This is a genomic window from Pontibacter sp. LHS1, from assembly GCF_058932855.1.
Window position 1 is genome coordinate 39,224 of the sequence record NZ_JBZYWF010000004.1, and the last position, 19,390, is coordinate 58,613.

20 protein-coding genes are annotated in these 19,390 nt (G+C 50.0%); 9 read left to right on the plus strand and 11 right to left on the minus strand.

Going from position 1 to position 19,390, the window contains the following annotated elements; translation table 11 throughout:
* Window positions 1-28: 28 nt before the first annotated feature.
* The 5 genes from AC5FXQ_RS09380 to AC5FXQ_RS09400 all read right to left on the minus strand — a co-directional run bounded on the left by AC5FXQ_RS09380 (window position 29) and on the right by AC5FXQ_RS09400 (window position 4,701).
* Entirely contained in the window at window positions 29-988 is a 960-nt protein-coding gene (locus AC5FXQ_RS09380) for a ComEA family DNA-binding protein (RefSeq protein WP_493602211.1), read from the minus strand.
* Between the two features lie 7 nt (window positions 989-995).
* Entirely contained in the window at window positions 996-1,157 is a 162-nt protein-coding gene (locus AC5FXQ_RS09385; protein ID WP_493602212.1) for a hypothetical protein, read from the minus strand.
* Between the two features lie 6 nt (window positions 1,158-1,163).
* Entirely contained in the window at window positions 1,164-2,819 is a 1,656-nt protein-coding gene (locus AC5FXQ_RS09390) for a sodium-dependent transporter (RefSeq protein ID WP_493602213.1), read from the minus strand.
* Between the two features lie 121 nt (window positions 2,820-2,940).
* Complete coding sequence (locus tag AC5FXQ_RS09395) at window positions 2,941-3,849, minus strand: SDR family oxidoreductase (protein WP_493602214.1); 909 nt, start codon at window positions 3,847-3,849, stop codon at window positions 2,941-2,943.
* A 210-nt stretch (window positions 3,850-4,059) separates the two neighbouring features.
* Window positions 4,060-4,701 carry a peptidylprolyl isomerase gene (locus AC5FXQ_RS09400; RefSeq protein ID WP_493602215.1) on the minus strand — a complete coding sequence of 214 codons (642 nt, stop codon included), beginning with the start codon at window positions 4,699-4,701 and terminating at the stop codon, window positions 4,060-4,062.
* Between the two features lie 293 nt (window positions 4,702-4,994).
* Here AC5FXQ_RS09400 and AC5FXQ_RS09405 point away from each other — a divergent pair, with 293 nt between their 5' ends.
* On the plus strand, window positions 4,995-6,560 hold the full coding sequence (locus tag AC5FXQ_RS09405) for an alanine/glycine:cation symporter family protein (RefSeq protein WP_493602216.1): 1,566 nt from the start codon (window positions 4,995-4,997) through the stop codon (window positions 6,558-6,560).
* 102 nt (window positions 6,561-6,662) lie between these two features.
* Here the strand turns inward: AC5FXQ_RS09405 and hemC are convergent, their stop codons facing one another.
* The 5 genes from hemC to AC5FXQ_RS09430 all read right to left on the minus strand — a co-directional run bounded on the left by hemC (window position 6,663) and on the right by AC5FXQ_RS09430 (window position 10,997).
* Entirely contained in the window at window positions 6,663-7,616 is a 954-nt protein-coding gene (gene hemC / locus AC5FXQ_RS09410) for a hydroxymethylbilane synthase (RefSeq protein ID WP_493602217.1), read from the minus strand.
* A gap of 9 nt (window positions 7,617-7,625) precedes the next feature.
* Window positions 7,626-8,753 carry a DNA polymerase III subunit gene (locus AC5FXQ_RS09415; RefSeq protein WP_493602218.1) on the minus strand — a complete coding sequence of 376 codons (1,128 nt, stop codon included), beginning with the start codon at window positions 8,751-8,753 and terminating at the stop codon, window positions 7,626-7,628.
* 136 nt (window positions 8,754-8,889) lie between these two features.
* On the minus strand, window positions 8,890-10,095 hold the full coding sequence (locus AC5FXQ_RS09420) for a GlmU family protein (RefSeq protein ID WP_493602219.1): 1,206 nt from the start codon (window positions 10,093-10,095) through the stop codon (window positions 8,890-8,892).
* A gap of 69 nt (window positions 10,096-10,164) precedes the next feature.
* Window positions 10,165-10,605: a hypothetical protein gene (locus tag AC5FXQ_RS09425; protein WP_493602220.1), complete on the minus strand. Its 441-nt coding sequence runs from the start codon at window positions 10,603-10,605 to the stop codon at window positions 10,165-10,167.
* A 146-nt stretch (window positions 10,606-10,751) separates the two neighbouring features.
* Window positions 10,752-10,997 (minus strand): type B 50S ribosomal protein L31, encoded by a 246-nt coding sequence (locus AC5FXQ_RS09430; RefSeq protein ID WP_007652115.1) that lies wholly within the window; start codon window positions 10,995-10,997, stop codon window positions 10,752-10,754.
* A 177-nt stretch (window positions 10,998-11,174) separates the two neighbouring features.
* Here AC5FXQ_RS09430 and AC5FXQ_RS09435 point away from each other — a divergent pair, with 177 nt between their 5' ends.
* The 8 genes from AC5FXQ_RS09435 to secDF all read left to right on the plus strand — a co-directional run bounded on the left by AC5FXQ_RS09435 (window position 11,175) and on the right by secDF (window position 18,399).
* Entirely contained in the window at window positions 11,175-11,684 is a 510-nt protein-coding gene (locus tag AC5FXQ_RS09435; RefSeq protein WP_493602221.1) for a phosphoribosyltransferase family protein, read from the plus strand.
* Window positions 11,685-11,695: 11 nt separating this feature from the next.
* Complete coding sequence (locus tag AC5FXQ_RS09440; RefSeq protein ID WP_493602222.1) at window positions 11,696-12,349, plus strand: DUF6624 domain-containing protein; 654 nt, start codon at window positions 11,696-11,698, stop codon at window positions 12,347-12,349.
* A gap of 20 nt (window positions 12,350-12,369) precedes the next feature.
* A complete protein-coding gene (locus tag AC5FXQ_RS09445; protein ID WP_493602223.1) occupies window positions 12,370-12,711 on the plus strand; it encodes a hypothetical protein in 342 nt (113 codons plus the stop codon).
* Between the two features lie 109 nt (window positions 12,712-12,820).
* Window positions 12,821-13,399 carry a non-canonical purine NTP diphosphatase gene (locus AC5FXQ_RS09450; protein ID WP_493602224.1) on the plus strand — a complete coding sequence of 193 codons (579 nt, stop codon included), beginning with the start codon at window positions 12,821-12,823 and terminating at the stop codon, window positions 13,397-13,399.
* Between the two features lie 85 nt (window positions 13,400-13,484).
* On the plus strand, window positions 13,485-14,102 hold the full coding sequence (gene udk, locus AC5FXQ_RS09455) for a uridine kinase (RefSeq protein ID WP_493602225.1): 618 nt from the start codon (window positions 13,485-13,487) through the stop codon (window positions 14,100-14,102).
* Complete coding sequence (locus AC5FXQ_RS09460; protein ID WP_007652125.1) at window positions 14,102-14,794, plus strand: potassium channel family protein; 693 nt, start codon at window positions 14,102-14,104, stop codon at window positions 14,792-14,794. Before udk ends, AC5FXQ_RS09460 begins: the two co-directional genes overlap by 1 nt.
* Before the next feature lie 43 nt (window positions 14,795-14,837).
* Window positions 14,838-15,209: an RNA methyltransferase gene (locus AC5FXQ_RS09465; RefSeq protein ID WP_493602226.1), complete on the plus strand. Its 372-nt coding sequence runs from the start codon at window positions 14,838-14,840 to the stop codon at window positions 15,207-15,209.
* 169 nt (window positions 15,210-15,378) lie between these two features.
* Window positions 15,379-18,399, plus strand: a complete 3,021-nt coding sequence (secDF, locus tag AC5FXQ_RS09470; protein WP_493602227.1) for a protein translocase subunit SecDF — start codon at window positions 15,379-15,381, stop codon at window positions 18,397-18,399.
* A 269-nt stretch (window positions 18,400-18,668) separates the two neighbouring features.
* On the opposite strand, the gene AC5FXQ_RS09475 is transcribed toward secDF, so the two are convergent.
* On the minus strand, window positions 18,669-19,283 hold the full coding sequence (locus AC5FXQ_RS09475) for a NifU family protein (protein ID WP_493602228.1): 615 nt from the start codon (window positions 19,281-19,283) through the stop codon (window positions 18,669-18,671).
* Between the last annotated feature and the right edge of the window lie 107 nt (window positions 19,284-19,390).

The window sequence follows — 19,390 nt, forward strand, 5'->3', positions numbered from 1 at the left end:
TTTTCGCACAGTCTTAGGCATGTATAGCCTACAACTCCAGGTATGGACTGATCTTCTCAAACAGCTCCTGCGTCACAATCTTAATCTGCCGGATATCCTCCACCTGCCTGAAGTTACCATGCTGCTCCCGGTAAGCCACAATGGCCCGCGCTACATTGGAGCTGATGTAAGGATGTGCTCTCAACTGCTCTGCATTGGCCTGGTTGAGTGACAGCTGCTGCAACGAATTGGACTTCGGCACGAAGGTATACTTCTGCAGGCTGTCCACCACAGCCAGTGGCAGTCCGAAGACTTCCTGTACCTGCGCCATGCTGTGGAAACCGCCCAAACCATCTCTGTACTTCACGATCCTTGCCGACAGTTTGCTGCCGATGCCTCTGATCTGTTTCAACGCCGTGGTATCGGCAGAGTTGATGTTGAAAGGTGCCAATATAAACCGCTCCCGTGGACGTGGACTATTAGCCCAGTTCGGATTGGGAGCCGTCCCTGAGTTGGAGGCTATACCTTGGTTGCGGCTATACCTGTCAGGTTTGGTTTCGGGAAGTTGGATGTAAGGGTATAGCTGCTGAAAAACGGAATCAGGCAATCCATAAATGGTGCCGAGTTGTGCCTTGTAAGTGAAATCGCCGACTTTGTTCCGGTAATTGAGGATGCGCTGCGCCATATATTTGGGTATGCCCAACTCCTGCCACTGCGCTTCCGTCAGGTGGTTAGGGTTGAAGGGTTGTAGCGCCACCGGCACCTGGTATACCTCTCTCCTGCCCGCCTTCTCCGGCTGCCTGGCCTCCAGTTGTGCCACCAGGCTGTCGAGCAACTGTTTGTCAGCTGGGCTGCTCTCAACAGCGGCGGCATCAGGTTTTGTAACCCATTTAAATAGCAATGGTGCTGCCGTCAGCAGCACCATTGCCCCTAGCAGTACCAGAAACCCGTTTACCTCACCTTGCGAGAAGCCAAAGTTGCGCCGAATCCAGTACTTGAGTTTTCTCATTTCTATTTTATGCCCGCGGAGCCTGCCGCTCTATCTCGTCGTCGTTGTCGAGATAAGAATCCGGCTCCGGTTTCGGAGGTGCACTCAGCACCCGGTAAAAGAAGTATAACATTAAGCTAGTTACCAAAATAATGGTACTGAGCATGACAACAAGTGCAGATGTATTCATAGTTTCCTAAATTCTTCCTTCTCTAACTCTTTTTTTGTAAGCAATGTATACCAGCAGTGCAATGCTTAGGAATACAGCTACTAACAATGTACGCGAAGCATTCACAAAGAACAGCGTATCCTGCAGCTGCTGTATCACTTCCGGATCTGTTGCCTCGGCAAGCTGGCGCTTCAGGCTCGTGTTCTTGATCTTATTGATGATCGAGCTGTCGTCGAGTTCCCATCCATTAGATAGTGCTCCCACCCAGTCTCCACCTTTTGGCGTAATGAGAGAGCCTACAAACACCCAAAGCAAGAGCAGCGGCGTCACAAACTTGATGATGTACTTGTAGAAGTTCGGTACCTCAATGTCGGCGCCCGAGGTGATCTCACGCCAGCCTTTGTTCATACCAAACACCCACGCAAAAAGAATAGATTCAAACAAGGCAAACACTACCAGCGAAACAGTGCCCGCCCAGTAGTCATACTCGTCGAACACGCCATACTTGAAGAACAGCACCGTAGGCATACCCAGCAGCAGTACGATCAAACCGAAAGACCAGGCCGCAGGCTTGCGTCTCCAGTTGAACTCGTCCTGCAGGAAGCCGATCCAAGGCGTACCCATGGCCAGTGATGATGTAATACCGGCGAAGAACAGGAGGCCAAACCACATCACACCGGCAACAGCACCCAGTACGTCGCCCCACTGGTAGAACAGGTATGGCAAGGTACGGAAACCAAGACCCAGACCACCCTGGCTGTTTACCAGTTCGGTCACACCATCCACACCCAGATAACCGATCGAGATTGGAATGAGGATAGCGGCACCCAGCACTACTTCCACAAACTCGTTCATCCAGCCGGCTGACATGGCGTTGAGGGCAATATCATCTTTAGAGCGCACATAGGAAGCGTAACAATGCACAGTACCCATACCCACTGACAGGGTGAAGAAGATCTGACCGGCAGCAGCCAGCCATACGCTAGGTGACCACAGTTGGTCAAAGTTCGGTGTCCAAAGAAAGTTGAGACCAACAGAGCTGTCGTTGATTGCACCGTTTTCGCCTGCTGTGATCGTAAAGCCTTTGTATGCCAGGAATATACCGAACAGAATCAGCAACGGCATACCGATCTTGGCAACACGCTCCACACCTTTAGCAAGGCCTTGAGAAAGAATCCAGGTGTTAAGCAGCAAACAGATCACAAAGAAAACAATCGGCTCGTAAGGTATTCCGAAGGTAGACTCCCCCAGGCTCACATACTCGTTGAAGAAAGCAGATACCCCGTTCTGATCAAGCCCGGCGAAGGTACCGCCGATGGAATGGAACACATACGAAAGCGTCCATGACTCCAGGTAACAGTAATATGAGGCTACCGCGATGTTAGTCCAGATACCAAATACCCCGATGTACTTCCAGAGGCGGTTGCGGTGCATGGTGTCCACAATAAACGGTGTGGAGTGGTGACCGAACTTTCCGCCGAAGCGGCCCATTGACCATTCAATCCAGAGGAGCGGAATACCCATCACCAGGAAGCAGACCAGGTAGGGTATAATGAAGGCTCCACCACCGTTCTGCACCGCCTGCACCGGGAAACGGAGGAAGTTTCCCAGACCCACCGCGTTGCCGGCCATGGCCAGAATGAGACCCACCCGGGAGCCCCATGATTCTTTGTTAGCACTCATAAAAAGGGTAAAAGTTGGTTAGTTTAGATTAGTTGGTTTAGTGTAAAGGCACGGATAATAGGGATTTAAAGCTTACAATTTAAACAATGGTTCTGATTGAACCATATTAAATTCAATATTTTTAATACATATCAGCCTGTTCGGCTACCATGGCGATACCCTCCTCAAAAGTATGCGGCTTATAGGCCAGCTCTCTCTCAGCCTTGGTGATGATAAAACCGGTGCGCGGCGGGCGTTTGGCAGTTTGTGAGAAGGTGTTGGCATCGGCCTTATCGATCAAAGACTTGTCTAACTCAAAATAGTCAGCCACGAGCATCGCCATGTCGTATGGCGTGTACATTTCTTTGCCCGAGATATTGTAGATGCCCTCAGCATCGTGCTGTACGGCCAGCCAGCAACCCATGGCCAGGTCCTCAGCCAGCGTTGGGGTACGGAACTGGTCAGTCACCACCTTGATCACTTTACCGGCCCGCAGGCTGTCGCGCACCCACAGCACAATGTTAGTGCGGCCGTAGTCGTGCACCACGCCATATACCAGCACCGTGCGGAGGATCGCCCACTTGCACCTGGCCTGCTTGACGATCTCCTCGGCCATCAGTTTGGTCTCGCCATAGAAGCTGATCGGATTACCCTCAGCTTCCTCATCATAAGGACCGTCTTCGCCATCAAAAATAAAATCCGTGGAGAGGTGGATCAGGTGCACGTTGTGCTTTTCGCAGGCTTCCACCACATAGGCTACCGCGTCGCGGTTGAGCCTAAGAGCCCCCTCCTGGTCAGACTCGCACTGGTCCACGTTCGTCATGGCGGCGGTATGGACCAGGTGCGTTGGCTTAAACTCGGCTACTACTTTTTCAACCTCTTCGCGGTTGGTCACATCCATCGAGGCAAAAGCCAACGTCGGAAAAATCTCAGCCAGTTTGTTCTCGCCACGGCTTGTCGCCAGCAGTTCTACATCGGTGCGGGGAAGTAGCAGGGTAACCAGTTTCTGACCCAGCAGGCCGTTGGAGCCTGTTATAAGTATTTTCTTCATGTTTTTGGTTTTGATATGGGGTTAAGTCGCTCCAAGCCAGGTTTCCCGCTGCATCATCTCACATCCGGCAGTAAATCAGGAAGGCCATAATCACTTTCTAACAGGTTAAAGAATCTTCTCCTGTTAAAAGAAATCAGGCTCCTGGCTTGAGTCTTTCCTATAAAATTCTCTTTTGCGATAGCAGGGAAGTAGCTGCCTTTACGACAAATGTTACTCCGCCTGCGGATAGGTATAGTTGTATTTGCGGGTGATCTTCTTCTTTTTCACATCCTCTACTTTCACTGTCATTTTCACATCCGAAAGCGGGCGGTTACGGCCGTCTACAGCCTGCTCAGCTATTTTATCGATTACATCCAACCCGTCGATTACCTGCCCGAACACGGTATAGGCTTCATCCAACTGCGGCGTACCCTGGTGGTTCTCCACGATGTAGAACTGCGAACCGCTTGACTCTTTTTTGGGATTTACCTGGTCACCCATGCGGGCAGCGGCCAGAGCGCCCCGCACATGCTTGTACTTCGGCTTGATTTCAGCAGGAATTGTGTAGCCCGGGTTACCCATGCCGTCGTTGCGCGGGTCATCGTCCCTAGTATTTGGGTCGCCACCCTGTATCATAAAGCCATCGATTACACGGTGAAAAGTAGTGCCGTCGTAGTAGCCATCACGGGCCAGTTTCAGGAAGTTTTCTTTGTGCAGGGGCGTGTCGTCGTAAAGCAGCAGTTTCATTTCGCCATGCGGGGTAGCGATAGTTACCAGCTGGTCTTTTCCTTTTGGTGCTTTCTGAGCCAGCACGGCAACAGGCAACAAGGCCAGCAGTATCATGAAAGTAGCGATCTTTCTAAGCAGATTCATGTTCGTGGTATGAGTTTTTAGTCTAAAATTAGGTCTGGATTTCAAATTTAAGCCTTTTTGGCACCTTTTCACGCTTTGGCCTCTTTTTCTGCCACCCATACGAATACTTCTATTTCAGAATAAAATTCACAGCTACAGCATTATGTGAAGAAGGCCCGTTCGTATACAAGGTATGGCTTGCACTTTTAGAACTTTATACTGTACCTGCGGAAGCAATTTAAATGTTAATTTCCTACTTCCGTCAAATAAAGTTATATTCATGCATGCTGACTAAACTTACCTACCCTTATTTAATGAAAAAAGTACTACTTATAACAGGTATTGGCTTCGCTGCTTCAGGCAGTGTGCAGGCACAGGCACCCTCCACCACTATCGACGAAAAGATTGAAGCAGCCGTAGCTCCTACTGCGCAGTTCATTTCTGACATCATCTTCTACGAGGTGCAGGTGGCTGGCGCAGGTATACCGCTCATACTGGTGTGGTTGCTGGCAGGCGCACTTTTCTTTACCGTATACCTTGGCTTTGTCAACATCAGAGGCTTTAAGTATGCACTGGACATCGTTCGCGGCAAGTATAATCAGCCTGGTGCGCCCGGTGAAGTATCGCACTTTCAGGCGCTGACAGCAGCCGTGTCAGGCACAGTAGGTTTGGGAAACATTGCGGGTGTGGCCATCGCTATCTCGCTCGGCGGACCTGGCGCTACCTTTTGGATGATCATGGCAGGCCTTTTCGGTATGTCCACTAAGTTTGTTTCGTGTACGCTGGGTGTGAAGTACCGCGATGTGCATGCCGACGGTACTGTTTCGGGCGGACCGATGCACTACTTGAAAAAAGGATTGCAGGAGCGCGGCATGAAGGGCCTTGGAAAGTTCCTGGCGGCTTTTTTTGCAGTGATGTGCATAGGGGGGGCCTTGGGAGCAGGCAATATGTTCCAGATCAACCAGGCAACGCAGCAGTTTATATCCGTAACAGGCGGTGCAGAGGCATCCTTCTTTGGAGGCGGCAATGCCTGGATGTTCGGTTTAATTATGGCCGTGCTGGTAGGTTTGGTAATTTTGGGCGGTATGAAGAGCATCGCCCGGGTAACCGAGAAAGTGGTTCCGCTGATGTGCGGGGTTTACATTCTGGCCGCCATCATCGTGCTGTTGGTCAACTTTACTTTAATTCCGGCAGCTTTTGTAGCTATTTTTGAAGGTGCCTTCAGCACGACTGCCATTGGCGGCGGTGTGGTTGGAGTCATGATTCAAGGTCTGCGCCGCGGTATTTTCTCGAACGAAGCAGGTATAGGTTCCGCCTCCATTGCGCACTCCGCCGTGAAAACTAACATGCCTGTAACCGAAGGCTTTGTCGCTTCACTGGAGCCTTTCATTGACACAGTAGTTGTCTGCACCATGACGGCCCTCGTAATAGTTGTGACAGGTGCCTATACCCAAGACACAGGGGATGGCATAGCGCTTACCTCTTCGGCTTTCGCCACCGTAATCGACTGGTTCCCGCTTATACTTGCGGCGGCTGTTATCCTGTTTGCTTTCTCTACCATGATTACGTGGTCCTACTATGGTCTTAAGTCCTGGACATATCTGTTTGGCCACACCAAGTCGGCTGACATTTCCTTTAAAGTATTGTTCTGCGCCTTTGTAGTATTAGGTGCACCGATTCAACTGAACAGCGTAGTCGCCTTCTCTGATGCGATGCTGTTTGCGATGAGTATCCCGAACCTGGTGGGCTTGTTCATCCTGGCCCCAGTCGTGAAAAACGAGATGCAGGCTTTTTTAGCCTATGCACGCTCCAGTAAAAAACAGCCATTCACGCCGGAGGCGGTTGAAGCGGCACATTTGAAGGCTGAAGCTGAGGCATAGGTATAGATAACAGGTATAACTTGTACCCACAACAGAAACGGGCCGCCTGCATAAAGCAAGCGGCCCGTTTTTATTTATCCAGATCGAGGTTAATCTTCCAGATTACTCTCCTCTTTCGGATCTGATATCTTTCAGGATTTTATCTCCGCCACGGTTAAGAATAGTCTCAGCCAGCTTCACACCCAGCGACTCAGCTTCCTCTTTAGCACCTTCAAACTTTTCATACAGATGCTGCTGTCCATCCAGACTTACTAGTCCTCCCTGAATACTCACTTTGCCTTCAGCGGTTAAAGTAGCCAGTGCGAAAGAAGGTATGCTGCAACCACCCTCCATGGTGCGCAGGAAAGCGCGTTCTGCCACCAGGCAAACATGAGTTTCTGCATGGTCAAGCGCGTCCTTCAGTTGCTGCTTCAGCTCCGGATCGAGGTTACGGGCGCACTCCACGGCCACGCTGCCCTGCCCGGCGGCAGGTATAAACTCGTCTTCCGGGAAGGTATGCACGATCAGGTCGTCGTAGCCCATGCGGAATACACCGGCATAGGCCAGCATGAGCGCGTCAAACTGCCCGTCTTTCAGCTTCTGCAGGCGGGTCTGCAGGTTGCCGCGCGACTCGGCAGTGGTCACGTTCGGGTAATACTTTCTGAGCAAAGCCTTTCGGCGAGTCGATGAGGTACCAATTACCGCTTTGCTGTCACGCTCCAGTTTGAAATCCGGGTTGAACGACAGAATCACATCGTTTACCTGCTCGCGCTCCATAAAGGCCACCAGCTCCAGGTCCTCAGGTATAGATGATTGCACATCTTTGGCGCTGTGCACGGCAATGTCGATGCTGCCGTCGCGCAGGCCTACCTCCAGCTCTTCTGTGAACACGCCCTTTGAGCCGATCTTGTCGAGGGAGCGGTCGAGTATCTGGTCACCTTTGGTGCTGATGATCACGATCTCGGTATCGAGGCCAGCTGCCTGTAATTTATCAGCCACAGCGTTTGCCTGCCAGAGAGCCAGCTTGCTGCCGCGTGTGCCAATGTTGATAGTTTTTATCGCTGTATTATTTTCCATGATATCTTCTTAGTTAGCATTGCGCAGGTACTGGGCAATCTGGATAGAGCTGTCTACGAACACCATTTTCGGGTTGGCGTTTCGCTCTATATGATAATGTGCCTCGTTAAGTTCCTGCGTCAGTTTATCGGCATTGTTTTCTGTTATCAGCTTCGAGAACTTTTGTACGAAATCAAGCTCATTTGAGGGCAAATAAGCTATCAGCGAAGGATCCACACCGTAGAGCATCACCTTGCGGAACAAGTTGAGCGCATAGAGCAGAAAGTTCTTCTGGTTCTCGCGGCCCAGCTTCTGAAACTCCTCACTGAAGTCCACCACCTTGTCAAATTTATAGCTGTAGCAATTGCGCATCCAATCGGTGAAGAAGGTAAAGTAGTCGCTGCTGACCTCGCTGGTGAGTTTAGTGGCGGCATTCAGACTGCCTTCAGCCAATTGCGCCACCTGGTAAGCGGCTGTGTCGTCAAGACCATGTTTTTCCTGCAAGTATGCGATGACCTCTTCTTCCGTGAAGGCACGTACCTGCACGATCTGGGTACGGGACGTGATGGTCGCCAGGAGCTTCTCGGCTGACTGAGACACCAACAGGAAAAGCGTTTTAGCTGGTGGTTCTTCCAGCAACTTGAGCAAGGCATTGGCCGCAAAAGGGTGCATCAGCTCCGGCAGCCAGATCAGCACGATCTTATAATCGCCTTCAAAAGCCTTTAAGGAAACCAGCTTCACCAGTTGGCGGCTTTCCTCTTTGGAGATATTGCCCTGCTTGTTTTCGGCACCGATGTGCTGCATCCACTCGTTCAGCCCCTGATAAGGATTGGACAGCACAAACTCGCGCCACTCAGTCAGAAATTTCTGGCTCAGCACATCCTTGGTTACCGACTTGGTGCTGGTCACCGGCATCACGAAGTTGAAATCGGGGTGCACCAGCTTGTTAATTTTCACGCAGCTGTTGCACGTTCCACATGAATCATCGGCCTGCCGGTCCTCGCAGTTAATGTAAGCGGCATAGGCCAGTGCTAAGGCCAGATTGGCACTCCCCTCCTGCCCCAGAAACAGCTGCGCATGCGCCACATGGTTCTGCCGCACCGAGTTAACCAATAAGGCTTTCGTTTCCTGATGTCCTATTATTTGAGAGAAATGCAATTCAGTAAATTGTTAATTGTTGATTGTCGGTTGTTAATTGCTTAGTATTTATGTGATTGTTGCAAACACAAACGGCCGCCCTTTACTCAGTTAGCGACAATTTCGCTTCATAAAAACAGCAATTAACAACCATCAATTATACTTTCCTATCCCACACCCGGTATTCGCGGGTTTGTTCAAAGATATCCGCCATAATATCCTGTTCTATTTTGTCATAAGCCAGGTTGCGGCGTTCCATTACCTTTTCGGCTACTTCGTTTGCTTTGCGGAGTTGGAAGGTCTCGAAGCCGGCGGCGCCTCCCCAGGCGAAGGAAGGTATAAAGTTGCGCGGATAGCCAGCCCCAAAGATGTTGGCACTCACACCTACTACTGTACCCGTATTGAACATGGTGTTGATACCGCACTTGCTGTGGTCGCCCATGATCAGGCCGCAGAACTGCTGACCAGTACTCTTGAAGCCGCCCTTGGCGTAACTCCAGATCTTCACCTCGGCGTAGTTGTTCTTCAGGTTCGAGGTGTTGGTGTCGGCACCCAGGTTGCACCATTCGCCCAGCACGGAGTTGCCCAGGTAGCCTTCGTGGCCTTTGTTGGTATAGCCAAAGATCACCGAAGCCGCTACTTCACCGCCCACCTTTGAGAAAGGGCCGATGGTCACGTCGCCCCGCATTTTGCCGCCTACATTCACGTTGCTGCCTTCACAGATCGCAAATGGGCCTTTGACAACAGCGCCTTCATGTATCTGGGCATTCTTGCCGATGTAAATAGGGCCGTTTTCCGCATTGAGTATGGCTGCACGGATTTTCACACCCTCTTCGATGAAGATATTTTCTTCGCCATACACCATGGTATACTTGTCACCAACAGGCTGGCTTATGCGACCTTCTGTCAACACTTTGAAGTCGCTGCGAATCTGATTTCCATTCTGCACGAAAATCTCCCATACTTCCCGGATGATGCTCTCAGGCATGCATTCCATCTTTTTAGAGGAGGAGTGCATAACCAGTTCGGCCGCGTCGTGCAGGTCCAGGTTATCGGCATTGAGCGCGACCAGCATACCTTCGCAGTACAATCCTTCTCCTACCTTGAGAGCTTTGACCTGTTCTATCAGCTTTTCATCCGGGCATACCGCACCATTCACAAAAACATTGTGCGTACCGTAGTGCGCCGGAAACTTATGCTGCAGGTATGTCTGCGTCAGATACGACACGGTTGCTCCCGCATAGGTCTGCCACTTCTCCGCAATGGTCATAATGCCAACGCGGATCTCGGCCACTGGCCTTGTGAAAGTCAGCGGCAACAGCGACTGCCGGATAACAGGTTCATCGAAGAGAATGATATTCATAGTTACAAAAATAGAAAGTCTTCCCGAAATAGTTCAGGAAGACTCGCTTAATTAGGTATAATCTTTTCGTTAGTAGACAGTCAGCTCCACATTCTTTTCTTGCTGGTCGGCAGGAAAGGTTTGGTTCTTGCCAAAGGAGTTCTGCCTGTAGGTATAACCCGTTCCGATAAACACATCCTCCTTAGCAATCAGCACCGCAGGCACAGTTTTCCTGATCACTATTCTGTTAGCCCGCACAGGTATCTCTTTCAGCGCCATCGTAAAGGTGCTGTCGAAAACCACCGTTTCAATTGCATCTGCCACATCCCTGTTCGTTCTGGTAATCAAAAGTTGAATCACTATCTCTTCTTCAGCATACTGGCTGTAGGAGAAATCCTGACTGCCAAAGATCTGGAACACTACTGTTTTGTCAACAGGCCCGGGCTCAGGTATAACTTCTTCGATTTTGTCGCAGGAGGCGAAGGCAAAGAGCGACAGGAAGGCAAAAAGAGAGATAGCTTTCAATTTCATAGTCAATGCTTTAGTATGCGTCTATATATAACTTTTGCTATAACAGAAACCGAGCCAATTGCTTCGACTAGAGGTAAAAATAAAAAAGTCTTCCTGATTTCTCGGGAAGACTTTTTTGAAACGCTTTAACCAGGTGGTATGCCTGCTTATTTTTTCTTGTAACGTGTGTTGAAACGCTCCACACGACCCGCAGTATCCACAAAGATGTTTTTACCAGTGTAGAAAGGATGTGATGCAGAAGAAACTTCCACTTTGATCACTGGATACTCCTTGCCGTCTTCCATCGTGATTTTCTCGTCAGAGTTCATCGTAGAACGCGTGATGAATTTGAAATCACTCGTCATATCCTGAAATACCACATCTCTGTATTCTGGGTGAATGCCTTTTTTCATTATTATAAACGTTTATTAACCTTAATTTCTGAATCGGACTGCAAATTTAATAAGTATTTTTGAAATTAAAACGCTACTAACCAAATTATTTTACTCATTTACTCAGGTATGCAGTTGCTATCGATAATTATATAAATTTGTCTCAGGCACAGCGCCATACCTTATACCGATACCCACATGACACACCCACAGCAAAACCTGATACTCGACCAAAGCCAGATACAGCAAAAGATCACCCGCATGGCCTACGAGGTATACGAGCAGAACTTTGAGGAACAGACCCTTGTGCTGGCAGGCATACACCGCAACGGCTATACCCTGGCAGGCATGCTGGCACAGGAACTCGAGAAGATTTCGCCTATCAAGGTCACGCTTCTGCAGGTCACGCTCGACAAAACAGCTCCGCTGCAAACGCCCGTTGCCATCAGTCCAGAGGGAACGGCGCTTGAAAACACTGTGGTGATCATTGTGGACGATGTACTGAACACAGGCAAAACATTGGCCTATACCTTAAACGCCCTGCTGCCGCACAACCCGCGCAAGATCGAGATTGCGACCTTGGTGAACCGCCACCATACCTTATTTCCAGTTTCAGCTACCTACACCGGGTATTCGCTGGCCACGACCCTGCGTGAGCGTGTGGATGTGGTGCTGCAGGAAGACGAAGTAGCGGCTTATTTACATTAAGACTCATAGAAATGAAACACCTCTACCTCGCTTTCTTCGCACTGCTCGCATTCGCCAGTTGTCAACCAAACCAGCAAGAGACAACCACCACTCAGGTTGAGGCAGCACCTGCTATACCTTACGACTCACTCAGGCTGGTATTAGAGGAGGTATTGGCCACCGATCAGGGCATCCGGTTAAAACTATCGGAATCTACCTCTCCAGAAGAGCAAATGGCGCTGATGCCCGAAATGCACCGCATCGATTCGGTTAACCAAATCATCGTATTCGAGATAATCGACAAATATGGCTGGCTTCCGCAGAGCCAGGTAGGCGAAGATGCAGCCTCCAGTATTTTCTTTGTAGTGCAGCACAGCAGTCTAAGCGCGATGGAAAAGTATTTCCCGCTTTTGCAGCAAAGAGCACAGGAAGGCGAAGCTAATAAGGTACACGCCGCCATGATGGAAGACCGCATATTGATGTGGCAGGGCAAAAAACAAATTTATGGCACACAGGCCAGCAATATGTCCAGTGGAGACGGCACTATGGCTATCTGGCCTATTGAAGAGCCCGAACTTGTGAACAAACGCAGAGCCGAAGCAGGCATGCCGCTCACAATAGAGGAAAATGCCGCACGTCTTGGTGCAACCTACGACCCACAGGCGCAACTTCCTAAAGAGGATTAATTAGATTATTTAAAGAGGCTATGATGCAGTTAAAAAAAGAAGAAACAAACTTCATTAACAAATGGGCCAAGGCGAAAGAAAACGGTCAATGGCGCTACATCCTGACTCGCGGATTACTATGGGGTATGTTCGTAAGCGTATTTTCATATCTCTTCAAGTCTTGGGACGCGCTCAAAGCCTGGGACACAGCCGCACTGGCTGATGGTTTCACCTCCTCTGACTTCCTTGTCAGGCTTTCTATTTACAGCGCCATCGGTGTAGGTATACATGCTTACCACTGGAACGCTAATACCAAAAGGTATACCCAATTGAAAAACATAGAACGCCGCGCACAAGCAGTCGCTGCTTCCGCTAAAGACTGATTTTAGGCTACAAGCTAATCCTACAACATCTCAGTTCGTACTATTCAACCTGGCTAAGGAGATGCATATTGTAATCCTGCCAATCCTTAAATCCTGAGAATCCTGATCGATGAAAGAACTTTGCTTCGCCACCAACAACAAAAACAAAGTAGCCGAGGTGAGTCGCATGCTCGAAGGCAAGTATAAACTGCTCACCCTGGAGGACATTGGCTGTCACGAAGAACTGGCCGAGGACCAGGACACACTGGAAGGCAATTCCCGACAGAAAGCGCAATATGTATGGGAGAAGTATAAATTGAACTGTTTTGCCGATGATACCGGGCTGGAAGTAGACGCCATTTGTGGAGAGCCTGGGGTATACTCCGCCCGCTATGCTGGCCCCCAGCGCAACGACGCCGACAATATCCGCCACTTGCTCAAGAACCTCGAGGGCCATGACGTCCGCCGTGCCCGCTTCCGCACTTCCATCACGCTATACCTGGATGGGCAGGAGCATCAGTTCGAAGGAATCGTGAACGGGCAGATTACCACCGAGTGGAAAGGCGATAAAGGCTTTGGCTACGATCCGGTATTTATACCGGAGGGCTACGACCGCACCTTCGCAGAGATGACGCCGGAGGAGAAAAACGCCATCAGTCACCGCGGGGAGGCCATCCGGAAGCTGGTGGAATTTTTGAAGGCACAATAGCGTTGGGGAGGTAAAATAATTAGCACAGGCTGTAGCCACATTGGCCTTAAAATACTAATTTTGTAGCCTGAAACCATAACTTCCAATGCAAAAGCCTTTTATCGTCGGAATTACAGGAGGTAGTGCTTCAGGGAAAACCACTTTTTTGAATAGACTACTTGCTTCTTTCTCGCCTGAGAACATTTGTCTTATCTCTCAGGACAATTATTACAAAGACCGCGAACACCAGACCCGCGACCTGAACGGGGTGGTCAACTTCGACCTTCCTTCCTGCATCGACGACGACGCTTATGCACAGGACATCCTGAAGCTGAGCCAGGGCGAAACCGTTTACCGCAAAGAATATACCTTCAACAATCCCAACGTAGTGCCAAAACAGCTGGAGTTCAAGCCGGCCCCGATCGTGGTGGTAGAGGGTATTTTCGTATTCTATTTCGAGGAGATCGCCAAACTGCTGGACCTGAAGGTATACATCGACGCAAAAGAGTACATCAAACTACAGCGCCGCATTGTGCGCGACAAAGTGGAGCGCGGCTACGACCTCGACGATGTACTGTACCGCTATACCCATCATGTAGCGCCTACTTACGAGAAGTACATTAAGCCTTACAAAAACGACGCAGACATCATCATTCCGAATAACGAGAACTTCGACCGCGGACTGGAGGTGCTGACCACATACCTTAACTCCAAGATAAAATAATGCGACACAAGTTCGTAGTAATCGGCCTCGGTATCTTTGGCAACTCCATAGCCCGTACGCTTGCTGAGCGCGGCGCGGAGGTGCTCGCCATCGACAACGACGAAGACCACGTGGAAGCCATCAAGGACGAAGTGGCTTATGCCGTTGCACTTGACGCCACGGACATCCGTGCCCTCGAAGCGCAGAACGTGCAGGACATGGACGCAGCCATTGTGGCCATCGGGGAGGACTTCGAGGCCCTGCTGATCACAACGGCGAACCTGCAGGAGCTCAACATCAAGCGTGTGATCACACGTGCCTCCAACAAGCAGCAGCGCCGTATTCTGGAGAAAATGGGCGTGCAGGAGATCCTTTCGCCGGAGGGCGAGGTTGGTAAAACCGTGGCCGAGCGACTGTTGCAGCCGAACATCCGCACCTTCCTGCCGCTGCCCGACAACTATGAGATCGTGGAGATCAATACCCCGCGTGGCATCGCCAACAAAAGCCTGGCGAAAATATCGCTGCGTGAGAAGTATAACCTCAACATGATCACGATCAAGCGCTTTTTTGAGGAGATACAGGATGGTAAACCAACGCAGGTGGAGCACATCATCGGTGTTCCGAAGGCCGACACCATTATCTATCCTTCTGACATTCTGATTCTTATCGGAAAGAAGCACGACATTAAACGATTTATTGATATAAACCGCTAACAGGTTTTAATTTTTCAGAGAAAGCCTTACATTTGCTTTCTGTATGCCAAACGCAGCCAACATATTGCCGCACTTCCGTCATCTTTTGATGACCGTAACCCTGCTTTGGGCGCTCATGCTCAATGGGCAGGAGGTGGTGGCGTATACCTACACGGCGCAAGGCACTCCTGCAAAGTCGGCCTCTCAACTGGCCACTGCCCCGCAGGAAAAAACTGTTATCAAGCAAAAGGTCACGCTGGAGGCTACTACCTCCTTTGTGGTGCTCAACCTGGAGCAGGACGCGCTGGAGCCTACTCCTATACCTGCCTTTGCTATACCTACTGACGAAGCCCTGCCTGCTTATGCGGCCAGAGCGCCCGGAGCTGGCTTCGTAGCCCGCTTCTTCCCTATTTCCATTCAGCCCAACGCTCCCTAAGCGATTCCTTTCCCCACAGGTCCGTCTACGGTCCTGACCCGTTGCGCATACCATTTTCTCAGGTATAGCGGAACAGCTTCACAGCATTTATTGGTTTGTATAAAACAGCAAGCTGTGATTTACAGAGCATTACCATTATTTCAACTATACTTTATTTATCAACCAACCCATGCGGAATAAGAATTTTATTATCGTTATGACATTGATAGTATCGGCGCTTTGCCTGTACTACCTGTCATTCTCGTTCGTTGCCCGCAGTGTGCAGAAAGACGCTGAGGCTTATGCAACAGACGCACAAGGCAACGTAGACCACGCCAAACAGCAGTCATACCTTGACTCGGTGTGGAGAGAGCCAGTTTATAACTTCCTTGGTGCTGAGTATACCTACCAGGAGGTAAAAGAAAACGAACTGGGCCTTGGCCTTGACCTTCGTGGCGGTATGCACGTGGTTTTGGAAGTGTCTCCTATCGAGATCATCAGGTCTATGTCTGGCAACAGCAAAGACCCGAACTTTCTTAAAGCCCTTGCCCGTGCACAGGAAATGCAGCGCAACAGCCAGGAGAAGTTCACTTCCCTGTTCGCTGAAGCCTTCAGAGAGATTGAGCCAGACGGTCGTTTGAGCCGCATCTTCTCTAACACAGCCAATCGTGGCAAGATCAGCTACGAGTCCAGCAACGCTGATGTAATCAACGCGATTGATACGGAAGTAGAAGATGCCATTGAGCGTTCATTCAACATCCTGCGTACGCGTGTTGACAAATTCGGTGTGAGCCAGCCAAACATCCAGCGCCTTGGTAACAGCGGTCGTATCCAGATCGAATTGCCAGGTATCGACAACCCTGACCGTGTGCGCAAGCTCCTGCAGGGTATGGCAAACCTGGAGTTCTGGGAAGTATGGACGCCTGAAGAGGTTTCTCCTTATTTCACACAGCTGAGTGACCACCTGAACGCTGAAGAGAAAGCTGGTCGTTTGAACTTAGGCCGTTCTTCAACAGCCCGTACACAGTCTTCGGCTACTACGCCTGCCACAGTACAGGATGCTGCTGCTGATGACGTACTGGCACAGGCTGCCGCTACCTCTAACGACACAGCCGCCGCCGCTGCTGGCGACACAACAGCCCTTGCCTCTGCTGCGCAGACAGACAGTGCCGATGCACTTCAGTCGCTGCAGGAAGAGCAAATGGGTGTAATGGGCCGTCTGTTCACGATGATGCCGGGTGGTATCGGTGCTAATGTGCGCGACACTGCCAAAATCAACGAAATCTTCAACAGACCTGATGTTCGTTCTATCTTCCCTCCTAACATGAAATTCCTGTGGGGCGTGAAGCCACTTGTGGGTGACAACCGTCAGGAGTTTGTAGAGTTCTACGCTGTGAAGAAAGGCCGTGATGGCAAAGCTCCTATGACAGGTGATGCCGTAAACGATGCCCGTCAGGACTTTGACCAGAACGGTCGCCCTGAGATCAACATGACCATGACGCCAGCCGGTGCGAAGCGCTGGGCTAAACTGACAGGCGACAACGTAGGCCGTCAGGTGGCGATTGTACTCGACAACTATGTTTACTCTGCGCCAGTGGTGCAGGGTGAGATTACAGGTGGTAACTCATCTATCACAGGTAACTTTACTATTGAAGAAGCAAAAGACCTTGCCAACATCCTGAAAGCCGGTAAGATGCCAGCTCCTACCCGTATTGTGGAAGAAGCTATCGTAGGTCCTTCATTGGGTCAGGAAGCCATCAACCAGGGTCTGATCTCTACGATTGCTGGTCTGATCATGGTTGTGATCTTCATGATCGCTTACTACAGCCGTGGCGGTTTCATTGCTGACCTTGCCCTGTTGTTCAACGTGTTCTTCATCCTGGGTGTACTGGCTCAGTTTGGTGCTGCGCTTACCTTGCCTGGTATCGCCGGTATCGTATTGACACTGGGTATGGCCGTGGATGCGAACGTACTGATATTTGAGCGTATGCGTGAAGAGTCGCTTAAAGGCCTGAGCATGCGTGAAGTGATCAACAAAGGCTACGACAAAGCATTCTCAACTATCTTGGATGCGAACGTAACAACCTTTATCGTAGGCTTCATCCTGTACTTCTTCGGTTCTGGTCCTGTGAAAGGCTTTGCGATCACCCTGATGATCGGTATCGTTACATCATTCTTTACTTCTGTATTTATTTCAAGAATACTGGTAGAACGTGTTTTCAAGAAGAGCGGCAAACTATCATTCGGTACTGCCCTTTCAGCTAACATGTTCCGCAACGTGAAATTCGATGTGATGAAGTTCAGAAAGCCTGCTTACGCTTTCTCACTTGCTGTGATCGTGTTTGGCTTTGTGGCGATGTACATCAACGGTGGCCCTAACCTGGGTGTTGACTTCAAAGGCGGTCGTTCTTATGTCGTGAACTTCGATCAGGCTATTGCAGCCCCTGATGTTCGTTCGGCCCTGTTGGACGACTTTGAGTCTGCTGGTACAGAAGTAAAGACATTCGGTGCTTCTAACCGTGTGAAAATCACAACCAGCTGGTTGGCAGATGACGAAAGCATTCAGGCTGACGAGCGTGTGAAAGCCGCTTTGATGCAGGGTCTGGAGCAATACAGCAACCAGAACCCGGAGATACTGAGCTCATCTAAGGTAGGTGCTACTATGGCCGACGACATCCAGAAAACAGCCCTTGTAGCCGTATTGCTGGCACTGGTGGGTATCTTTATTTACGTGATGGTTCGCTTCAGCAAGTGGCAGTTCTCACTTGGTGGTGTGGTAGCCTTGTTGCACGACGCCCTGATAATCATCGCGGTGTTCTCGATCTTCGATCTGTTTGGCGTATCTTACGAAATGGACCAGGTGTTCATTGCGGCGGTATTGACCATCATCGGTTTCTCCATAAACGATACTGTGGTAATCTTTGACCGTGTGCGTGAGTACATGCAGGATAACCCGAACAAGCCGCTGCGTGACATTGTGAACCCAGCCCTGATCAGCACGTTCAGCCGTACGATCATCACGTCACTTACCCTGTTTGTGGTGGTTGTGATCCTGTTCATCTTCGGCGGTGAAGTACTGAGAGGCTTCTCGTTCGCCATGATCATCGGTGTACTGGCAGGTACTTACTCTTCCCTGTTCATCGCGACCCCAATCGTAGTGGATACTGTAAAAGATAAAGTAACGCCAGCAGTCTCTGCTAAAGTAGCTTAAGTTAAGCTTAGCTTATAAACTTAAAACTCCCGCCTCTGAAAAGGGGTGGGAGTTTTTTTGTGCCTGCAGGTATAGCCATACCTAGCATCTGAACCAGTCCGGTCTGTACCTATCTGCTAACAGAAAGGGGCAATGAAGACCCTGTGCTATACCTGGTAACCAAGCTTAATCTATACCTTGCCATGGAACAGCTGCTAACTTGAGTCATGAAAAAAGGCCGGCTCCCTTTAGAGGGAACCGGCCTTTATATTTTAGTGTGCAGGGCTTGCTTAGATCGTCACACCGTCAGCCACTACCTCTTGTACTTCAGGAACCATGCGCTTGAGCAGGTTCTCAATACCAGCCTTAAGCGTAACAGTGGCAGATGGGCAGCCGCTGCAAGAACCTTGCAGGTGTACAGTTACCACACCGTCTTTGTAGGACTTGAAGGAGATGTTACCTCCATCCTGCTCTACAGCCGGACGCACATAGTTTTCCAGTAGGTCAGTTACTTTCTTAGCGATTGCAGCATCATCCTCAGACACCTCACCGTTTTCCTCTGTGTTTGCAGCTGGTTTGTTTGCCTGAAAGCCCTCCACGAAAATCGGGCCGCCAGCCTCTACATACGACTTCAGGAAGGTGCGCAGCTCAGGTATAAGCTTCACCCACTCGATGTCAGCGGCTTTGGTTACTGTTACGAAGTTGCTGGCGATGAACACACGCGACACATAATCAAAATTAAAGAGCTCTTGTGCCAAAGGTGAATCAGCAGCACTCTCTAAGTTAGGATAGTCCACGCTCTGGCCGTCTGGCAGAAGGCCTACGTTCATCACAAACTTCATGGACTCGGGGTTCGGGTTAGCTTCGGCATATACCGAAACTGTCTTTTCTTTATTATCTAACATGGATATCAGCGTTTTATGTTAAAACTTAGGCCTGCGCCTTAAAGTTTCCAAAATTACTCAATTATTCTGACAAGTGATAGTGCCTTGCAAAGGCGCACAGCTCACAA